Origin of the sequence: Arenibacter troitsensis (genome assembly GCF_900177645.1) — a bacterium.
GTDB classification, from domain to species: Bacteria; Bacteroidota; Bacteroidia; order Flavobacteriales; family Flavobacteriaceae; genus Arenibacter; species Arenibacter troitsensis.
Genome location: NZ_FXAO01000002.1, coordinates 255,341 through 277,864, shown reverse-complemented (window position 1 = coordinate 277,864; position 22,524 = coordinate 255,341). Strand labels below are relative to the sequence as shown.

Annotated in this window: 21 protein-coding genes; 8 read left to right on the top strand and 13 right to left on the bottom strand. The window is 39.8% G+C overall.

Going from position 1 to position 22,524, the window contains the following annotated elements; all coding sequences use genetic code 11:
- Nucleotides 1–12: 12 nt before the first annotated feature.
- The 4 genes from B9Y87_RS05820 to B9Y87_RS05805 all read right to left on the bottom strand — a co-directional run bounded on the left by B9Y87_RS05820 (nucleotide 13) and on the right by B9Y87_RS05805 (nucleotide 5,448).
- Entirely contained in the window at nucleotides 13–1,518 is a 1,506-nt protein-coding gene (locus B9Y87_RS05820; protein ID WP_085497095.1) for a S10 family peptidase, read from the bottom strand.
- Between the two features lie 112 nt (nucleotides 1,519–1,630).
- Nucleotides 1,631–3,250 (bottom strand): family 20 glycosylhydrolase, encoded by a 1,620-nt coding sequence (locus B9Y87_RS05815; RefSeq protein WP_085497093.1) that lies wholly within the window; start codon nucleotides 3,248–3,250, stop codon nucleotides 1,631–1,633.
- 46 nt (nucleotides 3,251–3,296) lie between these two features.
- On the bottom strand, nucleotides 3,297–3,947 hold the full coding sequence (locus tag B9Y87_RS05810) for a GDSL-type esterase/lipase family protein (RefSeq protein WP_085497091.1): 651 nt from the start codon (nucleotides 3,945–3,947) through the stop codon (nucleotides 3,297–3,299).
- A gap of 250 nt (nucleotides 3,948–4,197) precedes the next feature.
- Nucleotides 4,198–5,448 carry a serine hydrolase domain-containing protein gene (locus B9Y87_RS05805; protein ID WP_176225597.1) on the bottom strand — a complete coding sequence of 417 codons (1,251 nt, stop codon included), beginning with the start codon at nucleotides 5,446–5,448 and terminating at the stop codon, nucleotides 4,198–4,200.
- A 115-nt stretch (nucleotides 5,449–5,563) separates the two neighbouring features.
- Between B9Y87_RS05805 and B9Y87_RS05800 the strand changes: the two genes are divergently transcribed.
- Nucleotides 5,564–7,774, top strand: a complete 2,211-nt coding sequence (locus tag B9Y87_RS05800; RefSeq protein WP_085497089.1) for a DUF5916 domain-containing protein — start codon at nucleotides 5,564–5,566, stop codon at nucleotides 7,772–7,774.
- A gap of 54 nt (nucleotides 7,775–7,828) precedes the next feature.
- Here the strand turns inward: B9Y87_RS05800 and B9Y87_RS05795 are convergent, their stop codons facing one another.
- Both B9Y87_RS05795 and B9Y87_RS05790 read right to left on the bottom strand, forming a co-directional pair.
- Nucleotides 7,829–8,725, bottom strand: coding sequence for an SMP-30/gluconolactonase/LRE family protein (locus B9Y87_RS05795; protein WP_085497087.1), 897 nt, complete (start codon nucleotides 8,723–8,725; stop codon nucleotides 7,829–7,831).
- A gap of 70 nt (nucleotides 8,726–8,795) precedes the next feature.
- Nucleotides 8,796–9,833 (bottom strand): DUF3500 domain-containing protein, encoded by a 1,038-nt coding sequence (locus B9Y87_RS05790; protein ID WP_139827170.1) that lies wholly within the window; start codon nucleotides 9,831–9,833, stop codon nucleotides 8,796–8,798.
- Nucleotides 9,834–10,120: 287 nt separating this feature from the next.
- Here B9Y87_RS05790 and mazG point away from each other — a divergent pair, with 287 nt between their 5' ends.
- From mazG to B9Y87_RS05770, 4 genes are all read left to right on the top strand, one after another.
- Nucleotides 10,121–10,894, top strand: coding sequence for a nucleoside triphosphate pyrophosphohydrolase (gene mazG / locus B9Y87_RS05785; RefSeq protein ID WP_085497085.1), 774 nt, complete (start codon nucleotides 10,121–10,123; stop codon nucleotides 10,892–10,894).
- Nucleotides 10,895–10,979: 85 nt separating this feature from the next.
- The gene (locus B9Y87_RS05780) at nucleotides 10,980–12,368 is read left to right on the top strand and encodes an MATE family efflux transporter (protein WP_085497083.1); all 1,389 of its coding nucleotides are present in this window, start codon (nucleotides 10,980–10,982) and stop codon (nucleotides 12,366–12,368) included.
- Between the two features lie 73 nt (nucleotides 12,369–12,441).
- A complete protein-coding gene (locus tag B9Y87_RS05775; RefSeq protein ID WP_085497081.1) occupies nucleotides 12,442–12,669 on the top strand; it encodes a hypothetical protein in 228 nt (75 codons plus the stop codon).
- 3 nt (nucleotides 12,670–12,672) lie between these two features.
- Complete coding sequence (locus B9Y87_RS05770) at nucleotides 12,673–13,242, top strand: phosphatase PAP2 family protein (protein ID WP_085497079.1); 570 nt, start codon at nucleotides 12,673–12,675, stop codon at nucleotides 13,240–13,242.
- A gap of 33 nt (nucleotides 13,243–13,275) precedes the next feature.
- On the opposite strand, the gene B9Y87_RS05765 is transcribed toward B9Y87_RS05770, so the two are convergent.
- From B9Y87_RS05765 to B9Y87_RS05735, 7 genes are all read right to left on the bottom strand, one after another.
- Nucleotides 13,276–13,968, bottom strand: a complete 693-nt coding sequence (locus tag B9Y87_RS05765) for a hypothetical protein (RefSeq protein WP_245808658.1) — start codon at nucleotides 13,966–13,968, stop codon at nucleotides 13,276–13,278.
- Nucleotides 13,965–15,608, bottom strand: coding sequence for an ArnT family glycosyltransferase (locus B9Y87_RS05760; RefSeq protein ID WP_245808657.1), 1,644 nt, complete (start codon nucleotides 15,606–15,608; stop codon nucleotides 13,965–13,967). The genes B9Y87_RS05765 and B9Y87_RS05760 overlap by 4 nt, the downstream gene beginning before the upstream one ends.
- The gene (locus tag B9Y87_RS05755; RefSeq protein ID WP_085497075.1) at nucleotides 15,589–16,227 is read right to left on the bottom strand and encodes a lipid-A-disaccharide synthase N-terminal domain-containing protein; all 639 of its coding nucleotides are present in this window, start codon (nucleotides 16,225–16,227) and stop codon (nucleotides 15,589–15,591) included. Before B9Y87_RS05755 ends, B9Y87_RS05760 begins: the two co-directional genes overlap by 20 nt.
- Complete coding sequence (locus B9Y87_RS05750; RefSeq protein ID WP_085497073.1) at nucleotides 16,228–16,941, bottom strand: glycosyltransferase family 2 protein; 714 nt, start codon at nucleotides 16,939–16,941, stop codon at nucleotides 16,228–16,230.
- 197 nt (nucleotides 16,942–17,138) lie between these two features.
- Nucleotides 17,139–18,179, bottom strand: a complete 1,041-nt coding sequence (gene meaB / locus B9Y87_RS05745) for a methylmalonyl Co-A mutase-associated GTPase MeaB (protein WP_085497071.1) — start codon at nucleotides 18,177–18,179, stop codon at nucleotides 17,139–17,141.
- 2 nt (nucleotides 18,180–18,181) lie between these two features.
- Complete coding sequence (locus tag B9Y87_RS05740; RefSeq protein WP_085497070.1) at nucleotides 18,182–18,742, bottom strand: DUF2911 domain-containing protein; 561 nt, start codon at nucleotides 18,740–18,742, stop codon at nucleotides 18,182–18,184.
- 28 nt (nucleotides 18,743–18,770) lie between these two features.
- Complete coding sequence (locus B9Y87_RS05735; RefSeq protein WP_085497068.1) at nucleotides 18,771–19,679, bottom strand: aldose epimerase family protein; 909 nt, start codon at nucleotides 19,677–19,679, stop codon at nucleotides 18,771–18,773.
- A gap of 142 nt (nucleotides 19,680–19,821) precedes the next feature.
- On the opposite strand from B9Y87_RS05735, the gene B9Y87_RS05730 reads away from it, so the two are divergent.
- The 3 genes from B9Y87_RS05730 to B9Y87_RS05720 are packed head-to-tail and all read left to right on the top strand — an operon-like array spanning nucleotide 19,822 to nucleotide 22,484.
- Entirely contained in the window at nucleotides 19,822–20,364 is a 543-nt protein-coding gene (locus B9Y87_RS05730; RefSeq protein ID WP_085497546.1) for an RNA polymerase sigma factor, read from the top strand.
- Complete coding sequence (locus tag B9Y87_RS05725; protein ID WP_085497067.1) at nucleotides 20,348–20,944, top strand: hypothetical protein; 597 nt, start codon at nucleotides 20,348–20,350, stop codon at nucleotides 20,942–20,944. Before B9Y87_RS05730 ends, B9Y87_RS05725 begins: the two co-directional genes overlap by 17 nt.
- 37 nt (nucleotides 20,945–20,981) lie before the next feature.
- Nucleotides 20,982–22,484, top strand: coding sequence for an OmpH family outer membrane protein (locus tag B9Y87_RS05720; RefSeq protein WP_085497065.1), 1,503 nt, complete (start codon nucleotides 20,982–20,984; stop codon nucleotides 22,482–22,484).
- Nucleotides 22,485–22,524: the final 40 nt, after the last annotated feature.

The window sequence follows — 22,524 nt, the reverse complement described above, 5'->3', positions numbered from 1 at the left end:
ACCTTTTGCTATTTATTTTGATGTGTTTAGTATAAATTGGGAGACGTCTTTCTTGAATTTTTCCATGGATGGTTTGTGGGTGTACATCATATGTCCCGCTTCATAATATTCCATGGTAATATTTTCCTTGATTTCCTTTTTAAGGCCCAAATGATTAATGCTATGTTCCACTCCATAAAAAACCGTAGCTAGGTCGTATATACCGTTTAGGATAAGAACCTTCATGTTCGGGTCTCTGGATAGGGCTGTGGCCATGTCAATACCAGTATTAATTGCCGCCGTGGCGCCCCATCTTGTATTTCCTTTATGCGTCCAATCCCATTTAAATCCATCCCTTCTCCCTGCTGTTATGGAGTATAGCAAATTTTTATTTACTTTTAGGTCGCCATAAAAATAATCCAGAAACCCACTAATGTAGGCGGGGGAAATGGCCAAACTTTGGGGGTCATGGCTTCCTTCTTGGGCAAGGGGATCTTCGTTGATTCCAGTAAAGCGAGAATCCAACCTTCCTACAATCTCGCCTTGGTCCCTTAAAAATTCAGCAAAAAATTCAGAAGCAGTTACCTTTAGATCTGCTTTTAGCCAGTAATCGGTATCTGTACCAGTGTAGTACGCTAACTTGGAGGCAATGTTGGCTTTTTCATTTTCGGATATTTGATCTCCTTTAAATAGGGCAGGGGTGTATTCATTTTCAGTAAAGGATCTGACGGTCTTTAGGAACTCAAATATATTTTCCGGTTTGTCGGTTATTTTATTATGGTACCACGCCGTGGCGGCATAAGTAGGAAAATGAACTATATATGGTAGGTCGTCATTTGGTGGAAAGAGAAGTGTCCGTAGATCGAAAACAGCCGATACCATAATAACTCCGTTCATGGCCACCCCTTGGTTTAACAGGGTGTTCATTAAACCTGCATTTCTAAAGGTACCATAGCTTTCCCCCAAAAGAAATTTGGGACTGTTCATACGATCGTTATGGATTAGGAATTGTGTTATGAACAGGGAGAGACTCCTGATATCCTGGTCTACTCCCCAAAAGTCCTTGTACTTGGCTTTTCCTATAGGTATGCTTAGACCGGTACCTACGGGATCTATCATTACAAGATCTGCAATATCCAAGATAGAGTAATTGTTGTTTACGATTTTATAGGGCGCAGCTGGGGTAGATTTAGGGTCGTCCACCACAATTCTTTTGGGTCCCAAAATTCCCATATGCAGCCAAAAAGACGAGGAACCCGGGCCACCGTTAAAGGCAAAGACTATTGGCCGTCTTTGTGTTGCCAATCCTCTTTTGGAATCCCTAGTGTAATAGGTAAAACCCATTAAGGCAATGGGTTTGTTGGTTTCATCCTTTAACTCAAAAGTGCCTGCCTTAGCGGTTAAATAAATGGTATTGCCATTTATGGTAACGCTTTGCATGGTGGTAGCAACCTCCGCTTTGGGTATGGAATCGTTCTCATTGTTGGGATAGCACAATTGTCCCAAAATAAGGGTGATCATTAAAATAAAGGCTTTCATGTGTTCAGTATTTAAATTTGGTTAAATAGCTAAACAGGTAAAGTCTGATAATTAGGGCCTTACAATATATTAAATATATGGATCATGGCCCATACTACTGCTTAATGAATTATTAGTCCTTATCAATAGTTTTGTAGGTGTACTTACTTTTTTTCCAATCAATGAGCTCGGACGGGTAGTATTTTACATTCATTTTGTCCAAATACGGAGCCTGATTGCCCAACCTTACTTTGTAATTTTCCCAATTTCTGTTTTCTTCAACGCTCCAGCTAAGTTCTGAATATCCTATCATCCTAGGAAATGCCAAGTACTCCAATTCCTCCATATTGCTTATGGTCTCGGACCATAATGGAGCTTCAACACCCAGAATATTTTCCTTATTGATTCCCTTAACATATCTTTCAGGTGTCCAAATATATCCTGTATCCACGGGAATATAGCCTGCCCAATGAAGTCCGTGTTTGGATAGGGTGTCATATTGCATATCCAAATACGCCTTTTTTCCTGGGGATAATATTATTTTTAATCCTTTTTCCACAGCCAGTTTGGCATTTTCTTCGTTGGCCCAAAATTGGGCAATGGCGCTGGTATCAATATCAGCATGCACAATTTCATCCCAACCGATCATTTTTTTGCCGTATTTTTTTACAATTTTGTCCACTTTGGAAACAAAATGGATGAAATCCTTTTTCTTGGTAACATGACTTTCGTCTCCGCCAGCATGAAAATATGGGCCGGGAGTTATGGCCGATATTTCCCTTACAACATCATCTATAAAGGCATAAACAGTATCCTTGCGCGTGTCAAAGGTGCTAAACCCAACTTCGGTACCCGTATAAATTTTTGGCGTTTTTCCATTTCCATTTAGTATGGGATAGGAAACCGAAGCTGCATTGGTATGTCCTGGCATATCTATTTCAGGAACTATGGTTATAAAATGTTTGGCGGCATAAGCCACAATATCTTGATATTCCTCTTGGGTGTAAAAGCCACCTGGCCCGCCACCCACTTCAGAACTACCGCCTATTTCGGTAAGTTTGGGCCATGATTTAATTTCTATCCTCCAGCCTTGGTCATCCGCAAGGTGTAGGTGTAGGATATTAATTTTGTAATATGCCAGGATATCAATATACTTTTTTACATCCTCTACACTAAAGAAATGCCTGGCCACATCCAACATGGACCCCCTGTATTCAAAATTCGGATTATCTATGATTTTACCGGTGGGAATCAACCACATTTTAGTTTCGGAAAGGGTATCGTTACTGGTCTCCGGAATTATTTGTCTTATGGTCTGTACTCCCCTAAAGGCGCCTTCGGCCGTTTTTGCATTAAGGATAATGGAATCCTGGGTAATGTGCAAGGCGTAACCCTCTTTGGATGAAAAAGCAGTACTGTCGGATTGGTTGATAAATATAATCCGTTCTGCACTGGTATTGTCAGAAGCATTTACGGCCAATTCCAAATCGGTTTGCCATTTTATTTTTTCCGATAGGAATTCGCCCACCTCAGGGAAGCCCGTGGCATTTTGGGAGGTATAGATGATGGTATTTTTATCCAACCCAAAAGCACTATTGGTAGGGATTATTTTTAGCGGTTTTGGAACAAAATTTTCCGCAGTCAGATCTGTTGTTGGAAAATTGATTACCTTCTTTTTTTCCTGTTGACATGCAACGAGGGCAGTAAAAACTGTGAGTACTACCAGTGATTTAAAAAGAATTGAATTTTTCATTTAGTCGGATTGTATTAGTATTATTTGCTTATTACTGCCCTTGGGATCAATTCATATAAGGTTTGATGACGGAGAACCAAAGGTCGTACCCTTTACTGTTCATATGAAGTCCGTCATTTATAAAGATATCCTTTCTTACCTGTTTTCCATCCATCATCACATCCCACACATTGGCGAACTGTAAGGTACTGTCCCCTCTACATAATTTTTCGAACGCCCTATTTAATCTCATATATTTTCTTTTTAGCTTCCATCTGGCCAAACTTGGTTTGGCAGCTATTATGACCACTTGGGTTGCATTGTTTCTTTCCCTTATCTTATTAATGATTTCACGGGTGTTGTCTATTATATCTTTGGTCTTTTTCTTGGAAGCAATATCATTATCACCCTCATAGATAAATACCTTTTTAGGATTATATTGTAATATGAGCTCATTGTAGTAGCGGATGAGGTCCGAGGATTGAGACCCCCCAAAACCAGAGTTGATAATTTGGTGATTGGGGAACATGGATTCCAAGCTTTTCCACATTCTGATACTCGAACTACCTGTAAATACAACGGTTTCTTTGGAGGAGTCCCAAATGGATTCATATTTCTTCTGTATGGCCTTTACCTCGTTTTGAAAGGCAGGGGATTTTTGGCCATAACCAAGGTACGCCAGAGTAAGGAATAAATAAGTGATCTTTTTCAATGTCATAAAATTAAAGGTTTAAATTAAAATTTTTATGGTTCTTGACAAATAATTTTCGACCGGGAACATTGGTTGTACGCCAATGGTAAAATATCACCTTATTTGGCGTTGTATTTAAATAATTGTCGAGATAATATAGTCTTTAAGCTACTAAGCCTTGGTAAAACCTTGGTGACACTTTATCGGAGAGGATGTAGGTTGGATGTCCAATACGGTCACCCAGTAAAAGGCATAGCGTTTTTGATTAATGCGTTAATTAGTATTTTGTAATGAGCGATTGGTAAACCATTTGTCTCATTTTATCCCCATAGTAATTGTTGTAAGGTTGTAACTGACTCATTAGGATTACTATGAGTTCTTCTTTTGGGTCTATAAAAAAATAGGTGCAGTAGGCACCGCTCCAATAGTATTGACCTACGGACCCCAATGTTTTGCCTGCAGCTAGATCTGTGGTAACACCAAATCCTAGTCCGAAACCTTGTCCAGGGGCTTTGTAAAGGTCTCCCACTTGGTTCATGGTCATGATATCCACGGTTTTGGGACTAAGTAGATGTTTATCCTTATATTGCCCTTTATTGAGAAGCATTTGGCAAAATTTCATATAATCGGAGGCACTTGAAAAAAGGCCGTGCGTACCACCATAAATGGTATTGCCATCTGTGGGCAATTGGGTTATGGAATTTATAAGGTTGCCTTGCTCGTCCAAATTATGAACAGGCATCCATCTCCCCTTGTTCTCTTTGGATACGTTATACCCGGTATCTTTCATTTCCAAGGGATCGAATATCCTTTCTTTTAAAAATTCGGCAGTGGTCATACCCGAGAAATGTTCAATAAGTAGGGCCAGGACATCTGGGGATGCACTGTAATTCCATTGATTACCTGGGTGCCCTATCAAAGGCAATTTTATCATGGCATTTACCCTACTTTCTATATCCTTATGTGGTTCGGCATAAAGTGCTTCTGCAATCTCGTTGTCCAATTTGGTACGTCCTAGGCCATGTGAAAATCCAGCAGTGTGGGTCAATAGTTGCGCAATTGTAATTTCAGTATTGGCCGGTTCGGTTTCACCATTTGTCCCTTGATCCAAATCCTTGGCTACCTTCAAATCCTTGAACTGCGGTAAATATTTGGAAACCGGATCTGTAAGCAGGAAATATCCTTCTTCATATAACATCATAAACGCTACAGTTACAATGGGCTTTGTCATGGACATGATATGGAACAGCTGATCCTGTTGAATAGGGGTCCTATCTGACATACTACTAAACCCATAAGCGGCTTCGTGCACTATTTCGCCCCTTCTCATGATATAGGAAACGGCACCTGGAATTCTCTTTTCGCTTATTTCCTTTTTAAGAAAATCGTCATATCGGTTTAACCTTGCCTTATCAATTCCCGATATGGTTACACTTGGTGCTGCATTGTTACCGGTTTGCCCGTTGGCGGGCATCACTAGAATAAGTAAAAGGAACAATAGGGTACTTAATGATTTTATATTTTTCATGATGTTTAAGGATTGGATATTTTAAAGATAAGATTAAAAAATTGTTCCATTAACTCCTTAATAGTTATTATATTAGGGTAATACGCCAAACCAATACCAACAAACCAAAAATAACATGCCCATCCAGAAATTCAGTTTTGCTCTTTTCGTCTTTTTATGCTTGTCAACAATTGGTTATTCCCAAACTACCGATTTGAATAATGACATCCTAACACGACCAACGGCTGTTGCAGTTCCTATTGAAACAGATCCGCTGATGGATGGGAATATTCTAAAAGATGAGGTTTGGCAAAAGATAAAACCGTTTGGAGGCTTATTACAAAGTCAGCCCAATTACGGGCAGGCGGCCAGTGAACGTACGGAAATAAGAATAGCCTATACCGAACACACTTTTTATGTGGCAGTAGTCTGTTATGATTCGGATCCTGATGGACTAGTAGTCTCCGATGCCAGGAGGGATGCTTTGTTGGACAACACCGACGCCTTTCTTTTTATTGTGGATACCTATAAGGACAATCAGAATGGTTTTATTTTTGGAACCAATTCGCTGGGAGTGGAATATGATGCCCAGGTAGATAATGAAGGCCAGGGCAACCAGAATACAAACAGGCAGCAAGGCGGAACCATAGGAGGCTTTAATCTAAACTGGGATGGTTCGTGGAAAGTTAGGACCTCGGTCCATAATGAAGGTTGGAGTGCGGAATTTGCCATTCCATTGCGTACCATTAGGTTTCAACCAGGAAAGGATTGGGGCATTAATTTTCGCAGAAATATTAGGAAGACCAATGAAATTGCTTATTGGTCGCCAATGCCCATAGGGTTTAATTTAAATAGACTTTCCTTGGCCGGTACGCTTACTGGTCTAAATCTTAAAACTCCCAGGAATTTAAAGGTTATTCCTTATGTGTTGGGGCAGTTGGCCAAAGATTATGAGGCCAACGATCCAAAAGCAAAATTTACCCCCGAGGTGGGTGGGGATATAAAATTCAGTATAACACCTAGTCTCACCTTGGACCTTACCTATAATACCGATTTTGCCCAGGTGGAGGTTGATGAGCAACAGGTAAACCTAGATCGTTTTAATTTATTTTTTCCCGAGAAGCGACCCTTTTTCTTGGAGAATGCAGGCTTGTTCAGTGTGGGGAGTCCAGGGGAAGTAGACCTTTTTTTTAGTAGACGAATAGGCATAGGGGATGACGGAAACATAGTTCCTATAATTGGAGGGGCCAGGTTATCCGGAAAATTGGACCGGACCAATGTTGGACTTTTGACCATGTTCACCGATGAGGTTGAGGATGCTGGGATACAAAAGAATAATTTTACGGTAGCACGCGTTAACCATGAATTTAAAGGGAGATCGGCCTTGGGGGCAGCATTTATTAACCGTTCGGGGATAGGTATCCAAGATGATTTTAACAGTACCATAGCCATCGATGGAAAATTGGGTCTGGGCCGCAAGGCTAGAATGACAGGTTTTTATGCCCAGACCAATGGACCAATGGATACCATAAATGAACATTCTTTCAGGTTAAAAACAGATTATGTCTGGAATAGTTGGGAAATAGGAGGCGGGTATACGGAAGTTGGGGAAGGCTTTAATCCGGAAGTTGGATTTTTACAGCGTTCTGCCTTCAGAAAACCGGAAGCAAGGGTTTTATATCATTATAGGCCAAAGAATGAAAACTCGGTCATCTTGGAATTAAGGCCCCACATATCCTACAACAGTTTTTGGAATTTTGAGGGCTTTCAGGAAACCAGTTATACACATATAGATAACCACTGGGAATTTAAAAGCGGGATGGAAATCCATACCGGTTTAAACCTTACTACCGAAGGGGTTCTGGATCCTTTTGAGATATCAGATGGGGTTACCGTACTGCCCGGTACCTATAGGCACTCGGAATCCCAGTTGGTTTTCTTTACCAATAAGAGCAAGCCCGTCTCCATAAATATTCGCTCCGTAATAGGGGGTTCTTTTGGGGGCAAAAGATATCAACAAAGTGGCACCTTAAGTGTACGATTGGGGGATAGGTTTAATTCAGATTTTATTTATCTCTACAACAATTATCAATTGCCGGTAGGCGATTTTACGGCTAATATTTTTCGCAGTCAAATGACCTATTCCTTTAGACCCAATTTATATGTACAAAGTTTGGTGCAGAACAACTCGGCCAATGAACTTTGGGCGGTAAATTTGCGATTGGGTTGGTTGCAACGTGCCAATACCGGGCTATTTGTGGTCTATAATTACAATGTAAGGGAGGGCGATCCCTTAAATAATAGTATTATTATTAAATATAGCCGAATGTTCGATTTGATCAATTAGGCCCTATCTATACTTAAGCTTTAGCTATAAAAACAATCTAATTGACTTACAATCCTACCTAATACCCTTTACATTCATCTTGAGGGAATACAAAGAATTCATGGCAGTAATAAATAATGTCTTTTGGTCCTTCCCTCCAAAAGTGACATTGGCCGTCCACTTCTGATCTATTGGGATATGTAATATTTGTTCGCCTTTGGAATTGAAAACGGTAACCCCGTTCCCAGTGAGGTAAACATTACCTTGGTTGTCCATGGTCATGCCATCCGACCCCATATCGGCAAAAAGCGTCTTATTGCCAAGACTGGCATCGGGATTTATGGTATAGGAATAGGTTTTTTTATCACCAATGTCGGCTACGTATAAAAGGTTTCCCTCTTTATTGCCAATAATGCCATTAGGCCTTACATAGTCATTTGCAACCGTAATGATGTCCTTTTGATCGGGGGTAAGATAGTAGACATTTTGTTTTTCCAATTCCTGTTCGGTGCGACTCCAATACGGACGTTTGTAAAAGGGGTCGGTAAAATAAATTCCTCCCTTGGGGTCTACCCATAAATCGTTGGGCCCGTTTAATTTCTTACCTTGAAAATCCTCAATTAGTACGGTCACATTTTTATTGGGATCTATACTCCAGAGTTCATTTTTTTCGTCCGCACAGGCCAAAAGGTTTCCATCGTGGTCAAAATATAGTCCGTTGGACCTACCTGCAGGTTCCATATAGACCGAGACGGTTTTGTTCTTGGCAGACCACTTTAAAATACGATCGTTGGGTTGGTCTGTGAAAAATACATCCCCATTGGCCGCCACGGCGGGGCCTTCCGTAAAGGAATAACCCGATGACACCAATTGTACTTCGGCATCCTTGGCAATTAAGGAGGTTTGTAATGATTTGCAGGACAGGGACAGCAAAATTGGTATTGCCAAAAAGACATTTAATACTTTTTTCATTTAATAATTTTAAAACTTAAAACTAATTGGTAATTATTGCCACTGGTGGTTAAGCCTTATATGATTTATATTAATGTTGGTGCTCTTTTTCATAGTGGTCCTTTAATACATCTTCCCCGTAATCATTGGTGAGATCCCTTACTACAGTGTGTACATGATTGGCATTGTTTTGGGTGTTATCGTATTCTATAAGTAGGCTAGGACCCTGAATACGGAAGTAATGCCCTTTGCCCGGTTGATGACTTCCTGCCCATGCAAATTTTAAATTGTCTATGCCGGCTTTGGTTATTTTGTCCCTAAATCCTTCGGCAAATCCATGTTCGTAGTTGTTGATGTACAGCTCCAGAAGTTCCATGAATATTTTCTTTTGGTTTTTGGATAGGTCCCGATATGCGATTCCTATAGATTCCAGTTGTTCTACCTTTCTTTTGGTCGTGGTAATGATATCGTGCGGGGCAACATCTGTAAATACCACTGTTTTTAATTGTTCCTGGGACATGGAATGGAGAAGGGAAAAACCTAATTGCGCTTCTTTTTTAAGAACTTCTCTTCCCTTGTATTCCGTACTACGCACAATGCCTGGGTTGGTGCCAAAGAAAGTAGGGGTGGAGGAGGTAATAATCCCGTCGGTGGAGGTAAAATTTAAGGAGAGATGGTGACCTTCAAATCGCCATCCCCAAGGCTCGTCCTCGGATGGTTTGCCGAAAATACAAAAGTGGTAATTTAATGGGTCTCGCCTAGGCCTTCCGTCAGGCATTTTATCGTTGTCGTTATTTTCTATAATTCTCAATACTTTTTCCAGTTCCATTATTTCCTGAGACTTGCGAAAACCCTCTTCGCTCAGAGAAGCCCTTAGGAGGTCGAGCGCCGCTTTTTTTTGTGTCTCGTTAAAATCATGGAATGTGGCTCCCGCCCTTGGAATGGGAACATAATTCATGTTAAAGCGCTCTGTGTCCTCTAAGCTGAATAAGGTTTTTGCCTTAATTTCGTCGGACAAACTATTTAAAAACACATTGGCTTTTTCCAATACCTGGGCGGGAAGTATACCCATAAACATGAGGAGCACGGAGGTTGAGATTATTTTTTTAAAGGTCATTTTAGGTTTCATTTTTCTAGTTTGGTTTATAATTCTCTATGGTTTGATTAAATATTATTTCAGCCGATAACTCATGTGGGATCAAAGGCCATATCACATTGAAGTGGAATTACTCCCAAATCCTTGGGTCTATCCCAAGACATAAGGTCAACCCAAATGAAGGCATCACGGAGAATCAATTTTATGTTGGTCATATTGCTTGGGTCAGAAAAGTTAGGAACTAAAGTTAGCTAAAAAACTCGGAACATACGATAGTTGAAACCGTACGGTCTTTGTATTTTTGTTGAAAAGCAAACTTTATGAATTCTAGGGAATCCCAATTACAGGCCTTCGATCGTCTTCTCACTATAATGGATGAATTGCGAACCCAATGTCCGTGGGACAAAAAGCAAACCATGCAAACTCTGCGTCATTTGACCATTGAGGAAACCTATGAATTGGGAGACGCCATATTGGACAATGACCTGGAGGAAATAAAAAAGGAATTGGGCGATGTACTCCTGCATATCGTCTTTTATGCCAAGATAGGGAGCGAGACCAAGCATTTTGATATAGCGGACGTTGCCAATGATATCTGTGATAAGCTCATCAATAGGCATCCTCATATTTATGGGGATGTAGTGGTGGAAAATGAAGAGGAGGTGAAGCAGAATTGGGAAAAAATAAAATTAAAGGAAGGTAAAAAAAGTGTCTTGGAGGGTGTTCCCAAGGGATTACCGGCTTTGGTAAAGGCCAACCGTATTCAGGACAAGGTGGCAGGAGTAGGGTTCGATTGGGAAAAGCCAGAACAGGTATGGGAGAAAGTGCAGGAGGAACTGGAAGAATTCCAAGATGAGGTTAGGCAAGGAAATGCGGACGCTATGGAGTCCGAATTTGGCGATGTACTATTTTCTATGGTAAATTATGCCCGATTTTTGAATATCAATCCAGAAAACGCCTTGGAGCGTACCAACAAGAAGTTTATTAAACGATTTCAATATTTGGAAAACAAGGCCAAGGAACAGGGTAAGGCCTTAAAGGATATGACCTTGTCGGAAATGGATGTTTTTTGGGAGGAGGCCAAGACCATTTAAAATAGTTCTATTATCTATTAATTTTCAAATATTCTCGAGAATAGTGTGGCGATAATATATATTTGCCCCTTCAAATTAAGTCGTATTGTTACATAAATATACAAAGGAGTTTCGTTATAATTTATCCCTTTCATTTCCCGTAATTCTTGGAATGTTGGGCCATTCGTTCGTACAGTTTGCGGACAATATTATGGTGGGGCAATTGGGTACGGCGGAGCTGGCTGCGGTTTCTCTGGGGAACAGTTTTGTGTTTATAGCCATGTCCTTGGGGATAGGATTTTCTACTGCCATTACGCCTTTGGTAGCCGAGGCCGATGGTGCCGGCAATGTTGGTGCGGGAAAAAGTGCCCTTAAACATGGCCTATTATTGTGCACACTAATGGGAATTTCACTCTTTGGGATAATACTATTGGCCAAGCCACTCATGTATCTAATGAAGCAACCTCCAGAAGTGGTGGAATTGGCTATGCCCTATCTGGATTTAGTGGCATTTTCCTTGGTTCCGTTAATTATATTCCAAGCTTTTAAACAGTTCTCAGAGGGATTGTCCCAGACCAAATACCCTATGTACGCAACTGTAATTGCCAATTTTGTAAACATCCTCTTAAACTATCTTCTTATTTTTGGTTCTTGGGGCTTTCCCAAAATGGGAATTGTGGGGGCGGCCTGGGGAACCTTGATTTCCCGTATTGTAATGGTCCTTTTTCTTTGGGTACTACTTAAGAAAAAAAAGAAATTTCACGACTATATTACCGGACTTAATTTTAGGATAATAGAGAAAAAGGTCATGAGAAAAATCATTGACCTTGGATTTCCATCGGCTTTACAAATGTTTTTTGAAGTAGCCATTTTTACTGCGGCAGTTTGGTTAAGTGGTGTTTTGGGCAAGAATTCGCAAGCGGCCAACCAGATTGCATTAAACTTGAGCAGTATGACCTTTATGGTAGGAATGGGGCTGGGCGTTGCCGCCATGATACGTGTAGGAAATCAAAAGGGGTTAATGAATTTTAAAGAATTAAGGCGTATTGCACAATCTATTTTTCTGCTCACTTTTGTGTTGGAAGTTATTTTTGCGGTGTCTTTTGTTGTTCTAAATGATTTTCTGCCAACAATTTATCTGGATCTTGGGGATGCCAACAATCTGTCAGACAACGTGGAAGTGATAAAAATGGCAGCAGAACTAATTTTGGTTGCGGCGGTATTTCAAATTTCAGATGGCTTACAGGTTGTGGTATTGGGAGCGCTAAGGGGGCTTCAGGATGTAAGGATACCCACCATGATTACCTTTGTAGCTTATTGGATAATTGGCTTTCCCATTAGTTTTTATCTGGGATTATATACGCCATTGCAGAGTACTGGAATTTGGATCGGCTTATTGTCCGGGCTTACGGCATCTGCCATAATGTTGTATATTCGATTTAATTATTTGACCAAAAAACTAATTGCACAAAAGGCCTTGCAGGAGATAGATTGAAACTAAGACAAGTCCTTACCCCCGATAGAGGAAAAGTGTTGGGGATATTGATAATTATATAAAAAGTTGAATTATGGAATTTCCAAAATTTTTACTAGGAGACAATACGGATTACCCAACGGCAATTTTTGTGGTACATACGGAATATCCTAGATTTATTATTAATCTGGAGAATGATGAGGTGGAGTGGTTGGAGGATTTTACCGCAGAGGACGAAAAGGAGCTGGAGGCTGAAGCCGAGAATTTAATTGAACAGGCTACGGCTTTCTATGACCGGGAAATTTCTCGTTACGAAGAATAGCCTATGTTGGACCAGTTGGTACATTACGACAAGGAATTGTTTTTGTTCCTAAATAATTTGGGCAACGCCAAGTGGGACGGTTTTTGGCTTTTTATGACCAATAAATGGAGTTCTATTCCCCTTTATGCCTTGTTGGCATTTTTAACCTATAGGGCATTTGGACTAAAGCGGCTTTTGATGACCCTGGTGGCAATTGCATTGCTCATTTTGGTAACGGACCAATTGGCCAATTTTTTCAAGTATGGCGTGCAACGGTTGAGGCCTTGCCATGATGATGAAATAAATGGATTGATGCGATTGGTGAAAAGTTCCTGTGGTGGAAAATTCGGCTATTTCTCCGCCCATGCCGCCAATTCCTTTGCCGTAGCCATTTTCTTTACCTCCCTATTACGGAAAGAGTATAAGTATATCGGGTTGATTTTGATAATTTGGGCCTTGGTGGTCGCCTATAGCCGGATATATATTGGGGTACATTTTCCCTTGGACGTATTGACGGGAATAATTATAGGAATTTTATTGGGAGGATTATTTATGCAGCTTTTTTTAAAGGCCGTTTCCAAATACAATCCTTGATCCTGGCATCCAAAACTGGTTAGAGTTTTGCTCTTATGCCACATCTTGTTTTGGCTCTTTCCGTTCAAAAATTTCCCTGTTCAGGGGACCTAGGAAAATCAAGAAAAAGATTGCGCCAAAAGCCAATTCGTACACCTCCCATTTTCGACTGGCCGGATTAAGGGCGACCAAAACGGTTGCTACTACAAAGGCGATGGTATGATGCCATTTTACAATGGGCACGGCAAAATTGTTGGCCAAATCCTTAAACCACTTATATTTTCTGAAGAGGATAGGGGTGATAATTAGGTAAATAAACATCACCAAGAACAATAACTGGCTAAAGATAATTTTGTTTATTTTCTTCTCACCTACTACTAGATTATGCAGGTTGGTTTCGCCCTGGGCGTTATTTTCTATAAAAAATTCGCTGGATTCCACTCCAAATATTCGTTGACCCCATGATATTTCTTCACCCGCGGCGAAAAGGAACAAGATTACAAAAAGGAAGGTTCCCAATTTCCACAATATTTTTTTGCCATTCCACAAAGTTAATAAGTGGTATAGGGAAAGTACGAATATTGCAAATAGCATTATGGCCGTACCCCATTCAACCGGTCCGTCTTCTTGGGCATAATTAACATCAAAATAAATGTGGTCCCTGAGGCCCAAATAAAGGCCGATCAGTACAATGGCCAATAAAAGACTGTACCCTATTTTTTCAATTTTGGAAAAGATATTCATCATCGTTTTTGAACTATATATAATTTACTTAACAAACGGTCCTTATGTCCTTTGGTTCCTGGGTTGGCATTATAATTTAGATCGTATACGTTATTTAAGGTATAGCTATATTCGGGATCAAAGATACGTTTAAATTCATTTTCATCTGCTGGAATTACCAGTACCCCAAACTTTTTCCCTTCTGGAATTGAGATTTCCTCTTCTCCTTTAAGTACGGGAATCGCTGAACCATAGTCCCAGATCATTTCAGGGGCAATTTCACCAAAGCAATAGATTTTTAGTCCCTCTTCCTGCATAGTGCGCCTTAAGTCTGAAATACTTCTGTAGCCAGTATTTTTCTCCATTGCTCCCGCCAAGGGCACAGCCAATAATTTTATAGCAGCTATCAAGGCAATAGTAAGTATAAAGCAGCTAAAAAGTTGTTGCTTTTTAAGTCGTAAAAAAATCAATATTCCAATAGCAAAAAGAGCAAGGGAGGACAGCACATAGTAGCCCCATAGACCACTCAAACCATCTTTTAGAAGAAAATAGGCGATAATTGGATAGGCTATTCCGATACATCCTATTAAGGAAAAATGAAAATATACCGGTATTTTCTCTTTTGGGCTTAGCGAACTTTTAAAATGGTTAATGATATATTCCAAATAAAAGCCAGTGTTGAGGGCTAGGGGAATTAGTACAGGAACAAGATATCTAGTCTTTTTTTCGGGAATGATAGAAAGTAGAATTACCGAAAATATAGTCCATAGAAAGGTAAGGCGGTATATCTTTTTATCACTTACCTTATTCTTAAGATATGGATACATTAGACTTAACAAGGCGGGAATGGTCCATATGCCGCTTTGTATAAAAAAGCTCCAATAATAATAGATGGGGCGCACATTATAACTAGACCAATTGGCTGTTTCTTTTTTGGTGATTGCCAAAAAGGCATTAGGGTCGGCAAGTCGCACGTATAGGAACCACCATACGCCAATAACCGTAGCCAAGAGGGTCATGACCAATAAGGGGAAAAATTTCCTGTCAGTACCAAAGCCTTTATATTTATGTGCAAATCCATAGGCCATGAGAAAGGGCAGGAGAAGGGCATATAGTGAAACTGGTCCTTTGCTCATAAAGGACAGGCCTATAAATAATCCGGCAAGTAAACTGTTTTTCCATTTGTTGTCCGCATGATTAAAAAAACTATATAAAAAATAGATGGCGGTCAACATAAATCCGTGGGTATAGATATCCCATGGTGCTTCAATCGTAATTGCAATAATGTAGAACGAACTCAATAATATAAGGGCATTTATGAGTGCGTGTAATTTATTGTGGAGTATTTTTAAGGAAAACAAATATCCCACATATCCTAAAACTATGGCCATTAACATTGTTGGCATGCGAAGTGTGGCTACGTTGTCCAAACCAAAAATAAATCCAAAAAGGGCAGTGATCCAACTTGGTAAGGGGGGTTTCTCATATCTTGGGAGGTCGTTCATTGTAGTCAGCAACCAGTTTCCTTCCGTAATCATTTCCCTTGCCGTAATAAAATTTCTGGCCTCCATGATTGTGACCGGGATAACGTCTAAATGAAATAAAAAAATGGAGAGGCCCGCCAAGAAGATCAGGGTTATAGGATTATTTTTCAACCACCTCATGTTCTTCATTTTTAAGGATAAACATATTTCTTAAATAAACGATCATCCCCAGTGAATGGCCAGCAAAAAGTACCGGGTCCTTCCTAAAAATGGCGTAGGTAAGAATTAGGGAGGCCCCAATTAAACTTAGTAACCAAAAACCGAAGGGAAGGCTTGAGGTTTTCTTTTTCTCGGAATATATCCATTGGTATACAAACCTGAAGGTGAAAATAACCTGTGCTATACTACCCAATAAAAGTAACCAGATGGGAATGTTTTCATTGTTGAAGAATTGCCTTAAATCGTAGGCATTGTTGTTATACCCGTATACAATAATTATTACGGGAAAAACCCATAGAAAAACCCTGAAGGCCCTTGGCAATTTAGTCCATTCACCCTGTAATTGGATATTTCGGATATATATAAAATAGGTAATGGCCTGTCCCAACATTATGGCAAAATCGTCTCTTAACCACCCGTACACAAATAATAGAAATGAAGCCAATAAACTTAGCTGCCAAAATAGTCTAGGGGTAAGTACTCTTTTGTTCTTTTCCGATATGACCCATTGTACCACCATTCTACTGGAAAATAGAAGCTGGGCAATAAAGCCAATTGCATAAACCATCCAATCTGCCATTTACCCTATTTTATCCACCTGGTAGTTAATGTATTTTTTTTTCATCCACAAATAGGCAAAACAATCCATGAGTGGTCCCAATAATCTGTTCCATAGACCAAACTTTGCAGTTCCAGCCATTCGTGGAAAATGGCGAATTGGAATTTGCACAATGCTTCCATTTTGCAATAGGATCATGGCAGGCAAAAATCTGTGCAAACCTTTAAACATGGGTATTCTTTTGGCGTAATCCGTTTTTATAACCTTTAACGGACAGCCTGTATCGTCCATACCGTCATGAGTAAAAGCGCGGCGTATGCCATTGGCGATAGTGGAAGAGGCATTCTTGACGAAGGAATCCTTCCTGTCTGCCCTTACACCGGTTACCAGATCGTATTTATCTATATGTTCCAAAAGAAGGTTAAAATCTTCAGGGGAGGTCTGTAGATCGGAATCTATATAACCTACCAAAGGAGTATCGGCATAGTCGAAACCTGCTTTGATAGCCGCACTCAGGCCTTTGTTTTGGGCAAATTTTACAAAACTAAAATTTTCGTTTCTCTGGCAGATAGCTTCTATCAATTGTTGGCTCCTATCTTTGGAACCGTCATTTACGAATAATACCTTGGCCTTTTTTGTACATATGGCCATATAGTCCTTAAGCTCCTTTTCAACACGTTCCAAATTATCTTCCTCATTGTAGACCGGTATAATTATGGTGAATTCGTAATTCATTTTATGCAAGGGTGAATGCTTTTGAATAATACAATTTAGGGCCAAAGATAATCAACTTTGTCAACCTATATGGAATTGGTACGTACATCTTATGGCGGAGGTGTAATTGGAATGGTTTCAAAATATTTGTAATCTAGGAATTACCAATTCCCTCCGAGATTATTCTTAGAGGGCATGGTGCAAAAAATTACTAGGGCTTAGGGATCCTTGGCTAGTATTAATAGTTTTTCAGCGGCGTTGAAAGGGGAAATCTCACCATCTACAACCAATTGTATCATTTTATCCAGATTGTTTTTTATGTTTTTGTTTTCATAAAATTGTTGCTTTAGTCGGTCTTCAATGGTCTGTAGTAGCCAGTATTTGTTTTGTGTTCTCCTATTTGCGATTATACCATCCAAGCCTGGTTTATCGTCTATGTAGGTTTTAATAACTTCCCAGATTTCCGATATCCCAGTTTTTTGGGTAGCAGAACAGCTAAGCACTTTAGGGCTCCAACCATTATCTTTGGGGGTAAAGAGGTGTACTGCTTTTGAAAACTCAACTTTGGCCAAGTTGGCCTGTTCAATGTTGTTGCCATCCGCTTTGTTGATGACAATGGCATCCGCCATTTCCATGATGCCTCTTTTAATGCCCTGAAGTTCATCCCCGGCACCGGCCAATTTCAATAATAGAAAGAAATCTACCATCCCATGCACTGCGGTTTCACTTTGACCCACACCAACAGTTTCCACTAAAATGGTATCGAAGCCGGCCGCTTCGCAAAGGATAATGGTTTCACGGGTTTTTCTAGCAACTCCTCCCAAAGAATGTCCGGTAGGGGAAGGACGGATATAGGCATTCTTATCCTTTACCAATTCCTGCATTCTGGTCTTGTCCCCCAAAATACTTCCCTTGCTAATGGTGCTGGTAGGATCTACCGCCAGTACGGCCACTTTTTTTCCCATGGCAGTAAGGTAGGAGCCAAAAGTTTCGATAAAGGTACTTTTACCTACCCCGGGAACTCCCGTTATTCCAATGCGTATGCTCTTGCCACTATGGGGCAGGCATTGGTTGATGATATCATTGGATTTTTGAAAATGTTCACTTTTGGTACTTTCAATCAATGTAATAGCCCTAGCCAAGGTGGCTATGTCACCGTTTAAAATACCATCGATCAATTCCGTTGTGGACGGATCTTTTTTTCTAAAAGCTTTTGTTTTAGAATTATGATTTTTGTCCGTATTTTTTTTTGAGGCCAAACTTATTTGTTAATAGGAACGCTAACCTTTGTTTTATCCCAGGCAAGGCTCAGGTAAAGCTGGTCGTTTTCTTCGAAATCTATGGAAAGACTTTCAATGGATTTGGACAATTTCTGTGGTATGGCATTTATTTGTACTACATCTGCGTCTACATTTCTAGTAGTTTCTTTTCCGCCACTTAATATAGTTACGCCCCAGTCGGGAATTTCACTATTAAAAATAAAGCTCCAGCTGTCTTTGCCGGGTATTGTCCAAAAAGAATAACTACCGGCGGGAAGGCTTTTGCCTCCAATGTTGATGTTGCTGGCTGTGGTAAAGGTGGTAGGTTCGTTGGCACCGGTTCTCCAAACCACATCATAGGGTACCAATTCGCCAAAAATAACTCGATCCTTCTTAAAAGGACTACTGTATTTTACAGTAAGGTCCATTCCATTTTTGGTATAGGTAGCAGTTTTCTCTGGGCTATTTTTTTTGGTTTGCTCCCTTAAATAGGATTTTCCGAACAAAAAGAAGGCCAATACCAACACTACGATGACTACCAGTAACCATTTAATAAACTTCATTTCCTTGGATTTTATTTAGTTAATTGTTCTAATTTACGAAACTAAACCTAAACTCAGTTTCATTTAAATACGTTTTGCCAGGCTGTAGAATGCTATTGGGAAAGTGGGGCTGGTTGGGTGCATCCGGGAAATTTTGGGTTTCAAAACAGATGGCGGCAAAAGCGGGTGGCGTATAGACTACCACTCCCGGTTGGTTGGTTACTACTTCCATAGATAAACCTGATTTGTCGGATGTCAGTACGGTACCATTTTTTAGACTGGGGTCCATCACAAACGGGGTGTCCAAACGCACTTGGCCTATCTTTTTTATTTCCAAGAAATCATATTTCGAATTTTTTACGGAAAGTATTTTTCCGGTAGGCAGTAATTTGGCATCTGTTTCCAAGTATTCCGGGCAAGACAACCTTAGGTTCCAATGGTCTATGGTTTCTTCTCCATCCAAATTAAAATAGGAGTGGTTGGTCAGATTTACTGGTGTGGCCTTGTCAGTGGTGGCTTCATGTATTATGAATAGGGATGGCCCTACCAGTTTATAGGTTACTGTGCATTTTAGATTACCAGGATAACCCTCTTCCATGTCCTGACTTAGGTACGTTAGTTTTACAAATGGGCTTTCGCCATCATGTACCTGCTCTATGGTCCAATACCTCTTTCCAAAACCTTTTTGTCCGCCGTGGAGATGAACTCCATCCTTGGAAAATATGGGATAGTGCACGTTATTGATATGAAATCCACCTTTGGATATTCTTCCGGCATAACGACCTATACACGCTCCAAGAGACTTATTGTCCATTAAATATTTTTCGGGTTCCTCCAATCCCACTACTACATTGGTATCCACCCCGTCCTTATTTTTTAATATCAATTTTTGGATGATGGCCCCATAGTCCAATACGGTCAGGGTAATGAAATTATTTTTAATTGTAACTTGATTCAAGATGGTTGTTTTTAGGATTTAAGATAAAAATACTATTTTTTGCAACATTACAATCATTTCATCGTCCTTTAGGTAATTGGGATTTAACGGGCGTGATTTTAATGGCAACTTACCCTCCCATCAACCAAAGAAACTGGCCAAAATGTTTCAAATTGATATTGTAGAACAATGTAAACGTAACGATCGCAAAGCGCAATTGAAACTGTACAATCAGTATTGTCATGGCATGTTCTGTGTTGCCATGCGATTCTTGAAAAATGAAGATGACGCGGAAGATGTAGTTCAGGAATCGTTTATCAAGGCATTTTCAAGAATAAGTCAATACAGGGGAGAGGTAACTTTTGGGGCCTGGTTAAAAAGGATAGTGGTGAACAAGAGTATCGATTTTTTAAAATCGAAACAATTAACTACTGTAGAACTTAATGAAGGGTATATGCATATAGCCGAAGATGAAGATTGGACGGTAGATGATACCGTTACTGTCAACGAAGTAATACAGGCTATAGGAAATTTACCGGAAAAATATAGATATGTGTTGCAGTTGTTTTTGGTGGAAGGCTACGATCACCACGAGATATCCGAAATACTGAACATAAGTTATACCACCTGTAGAACAAGATTATTAAGGGGTAAGGGACAATTAAAGGAAATTTTAAAATCGAATAAGTATGTCGCAAGATCTTAGAGAAATGTTCAAGAATTCCGATAAGGAAATTGTGCCAACGATGAAGGATGGGCATGAGCAGCGTTTTTTGAAAAGAATGGAAGTGGAACTACCGGTTGCTAAAAGGCCATCCTACCCATGGTTCACAATTGCTGCATCGTTAATAATTCTGGCTGGTTTGGGCACCTACATTTTTATGAATTGGAATAAGCCAGAACCTGTGGAAACAACCATAGTTGAAAAAAACAATCCTGGCCCAGAAGAAAGGGGAATTTCCCTGGGTGACCTTTCTCCGGATTTAAAGAAGGTGGAAGATTATTATATGGTGAGTATAAATATGGAATTGTCCCAATTGGAAATTTCCGATAGGAACAAAACCCTCATCGATAGCTTTATGGAACGCCTGGAGGAATTGAATGGGGAATATAAAAAACTGAATGCCGAATTAAACGAGATCGGTCCCAATGACCAGACCATAACCGCCCTGATAAAGAACTTGCAGCTAAGGCTACTGCTGCTACATAAACTAAGGGACAAGTTAAAGGAATTGCAGACCCAAAGCACGGAGGCGGATAAAAATGCCTTGCTTACGGCTGTATGATAAGTGGAAATATTAAATCAAGAAAATTATAAGATAGATGAAAACAATATTGAGAAAGATAGGCTTCATAACAGCGGTAATATTAATTATGGGTACTAGTGTTGTTTGGGGACAAAAAAAGACAAAAACCTTTCATGAGAATTTTAATGTAAACAATGATTTGGTTTTGGAATTAAATACCAGTTACGCGGATATAGAATTTGAAACTTGGAACAGGAATCAAGTGGATATCACGGCTGTGGTTGAATTGGAGGATGTTTCCGAGGAGGAGGCCAACAACTATTTTAAAAGTGGGCCTATAAAAATTGTGGGAAATAGTAAAAATATCAGTATCAGTACAGCATTGGGACACCGAGAGTTTATTTCCAACAATACAGAGGATATCGATATCGATTTTTTACATCAATTTAATGCCCATAACATAGCACCACTAGTAGAGCTTCCAGAGTTGCCAGAAATGATGGAAATGCCACCGCTTCCCCCAATGAATATACAACCATTTGATTATGAAGCTTATAAAAAAGATGGGGAAGCTTATTTAAAAGAGTGGAAGAAAGAATTTGATAAGGGATTTGGGAAGGATTATGAAAGTAAAATGGAAGAGTGGAGCAAAAAAATGGACCTGAAGCGGGCGGAAATCGAAAAAAGAAGACTTGAAATGGAAAAGAAAAGGGAACAGGCCCATCAAGAACGATTGGAGCAGTTGCAAGAAATACAAAATCAAAGAATGGAAATCAATGGGAAGGCGCAAGAACAAATGGCCAAATCCATAACTTCGGGCAAACAACTACGGGAAATACAGAAAGATATGAAGACCATTACAATAGAGCTAGACTCAACGGATGGGAAAAGTAGGGAATTTATCTTTATGGAGGAACGTCACCCTACGGCACCCAATGTTTTTTATTCGATAAAAAAGGGAGGGGATAAGAATTTAAAGGTTAAGAAAACAATAAAGATCAAATTGCCAAAATCGACTAAAATTAAAATGAACGTGAGACATGGGGAAGTTATTTTGGCAGAAAACACAAAGAACCTAAGTGCCACTTTATCCTATTCCACCTTATTGGCGTCGACCATTGACGGTGATAAAACCTATATAGATGCTTCCTATTCACCGGTAAATGTCCAAAAATGGAACTACGGTCAACTTAAGGCCGATTATTCTGAGAAGGTAAATATCAAAGAAGTTGAAAACCTGACCTTAAATGCCACTTTTTCGGATGTTACTATTGAAAATCTATTACAGAAAGCGTTTATTAAAAACAATTTTGGTCTTTTGGTTATCAACTCCATTTCCAACGATTTTACTGATTTGGATATCAATCTACAGAATGCCGAATTTAGATGTGTATTGCCAAAAACGGCATTTAATATAGCCGTCAATGGTACCAATTCAGAATTGGTCCATCCAAAGGAGCTGCAGATGGTAAAAACAAAAAACGGCTATAATACGTTGAACAAGGGATATCATATAAACAAAACTAGTGGTAAATCTATCATTATTAATTCCAAGTTTACGGAAGTTGTTCTGCGGTAATGGCAATTACATTACAAAAAAATAAGGGGATTTTCCTTGG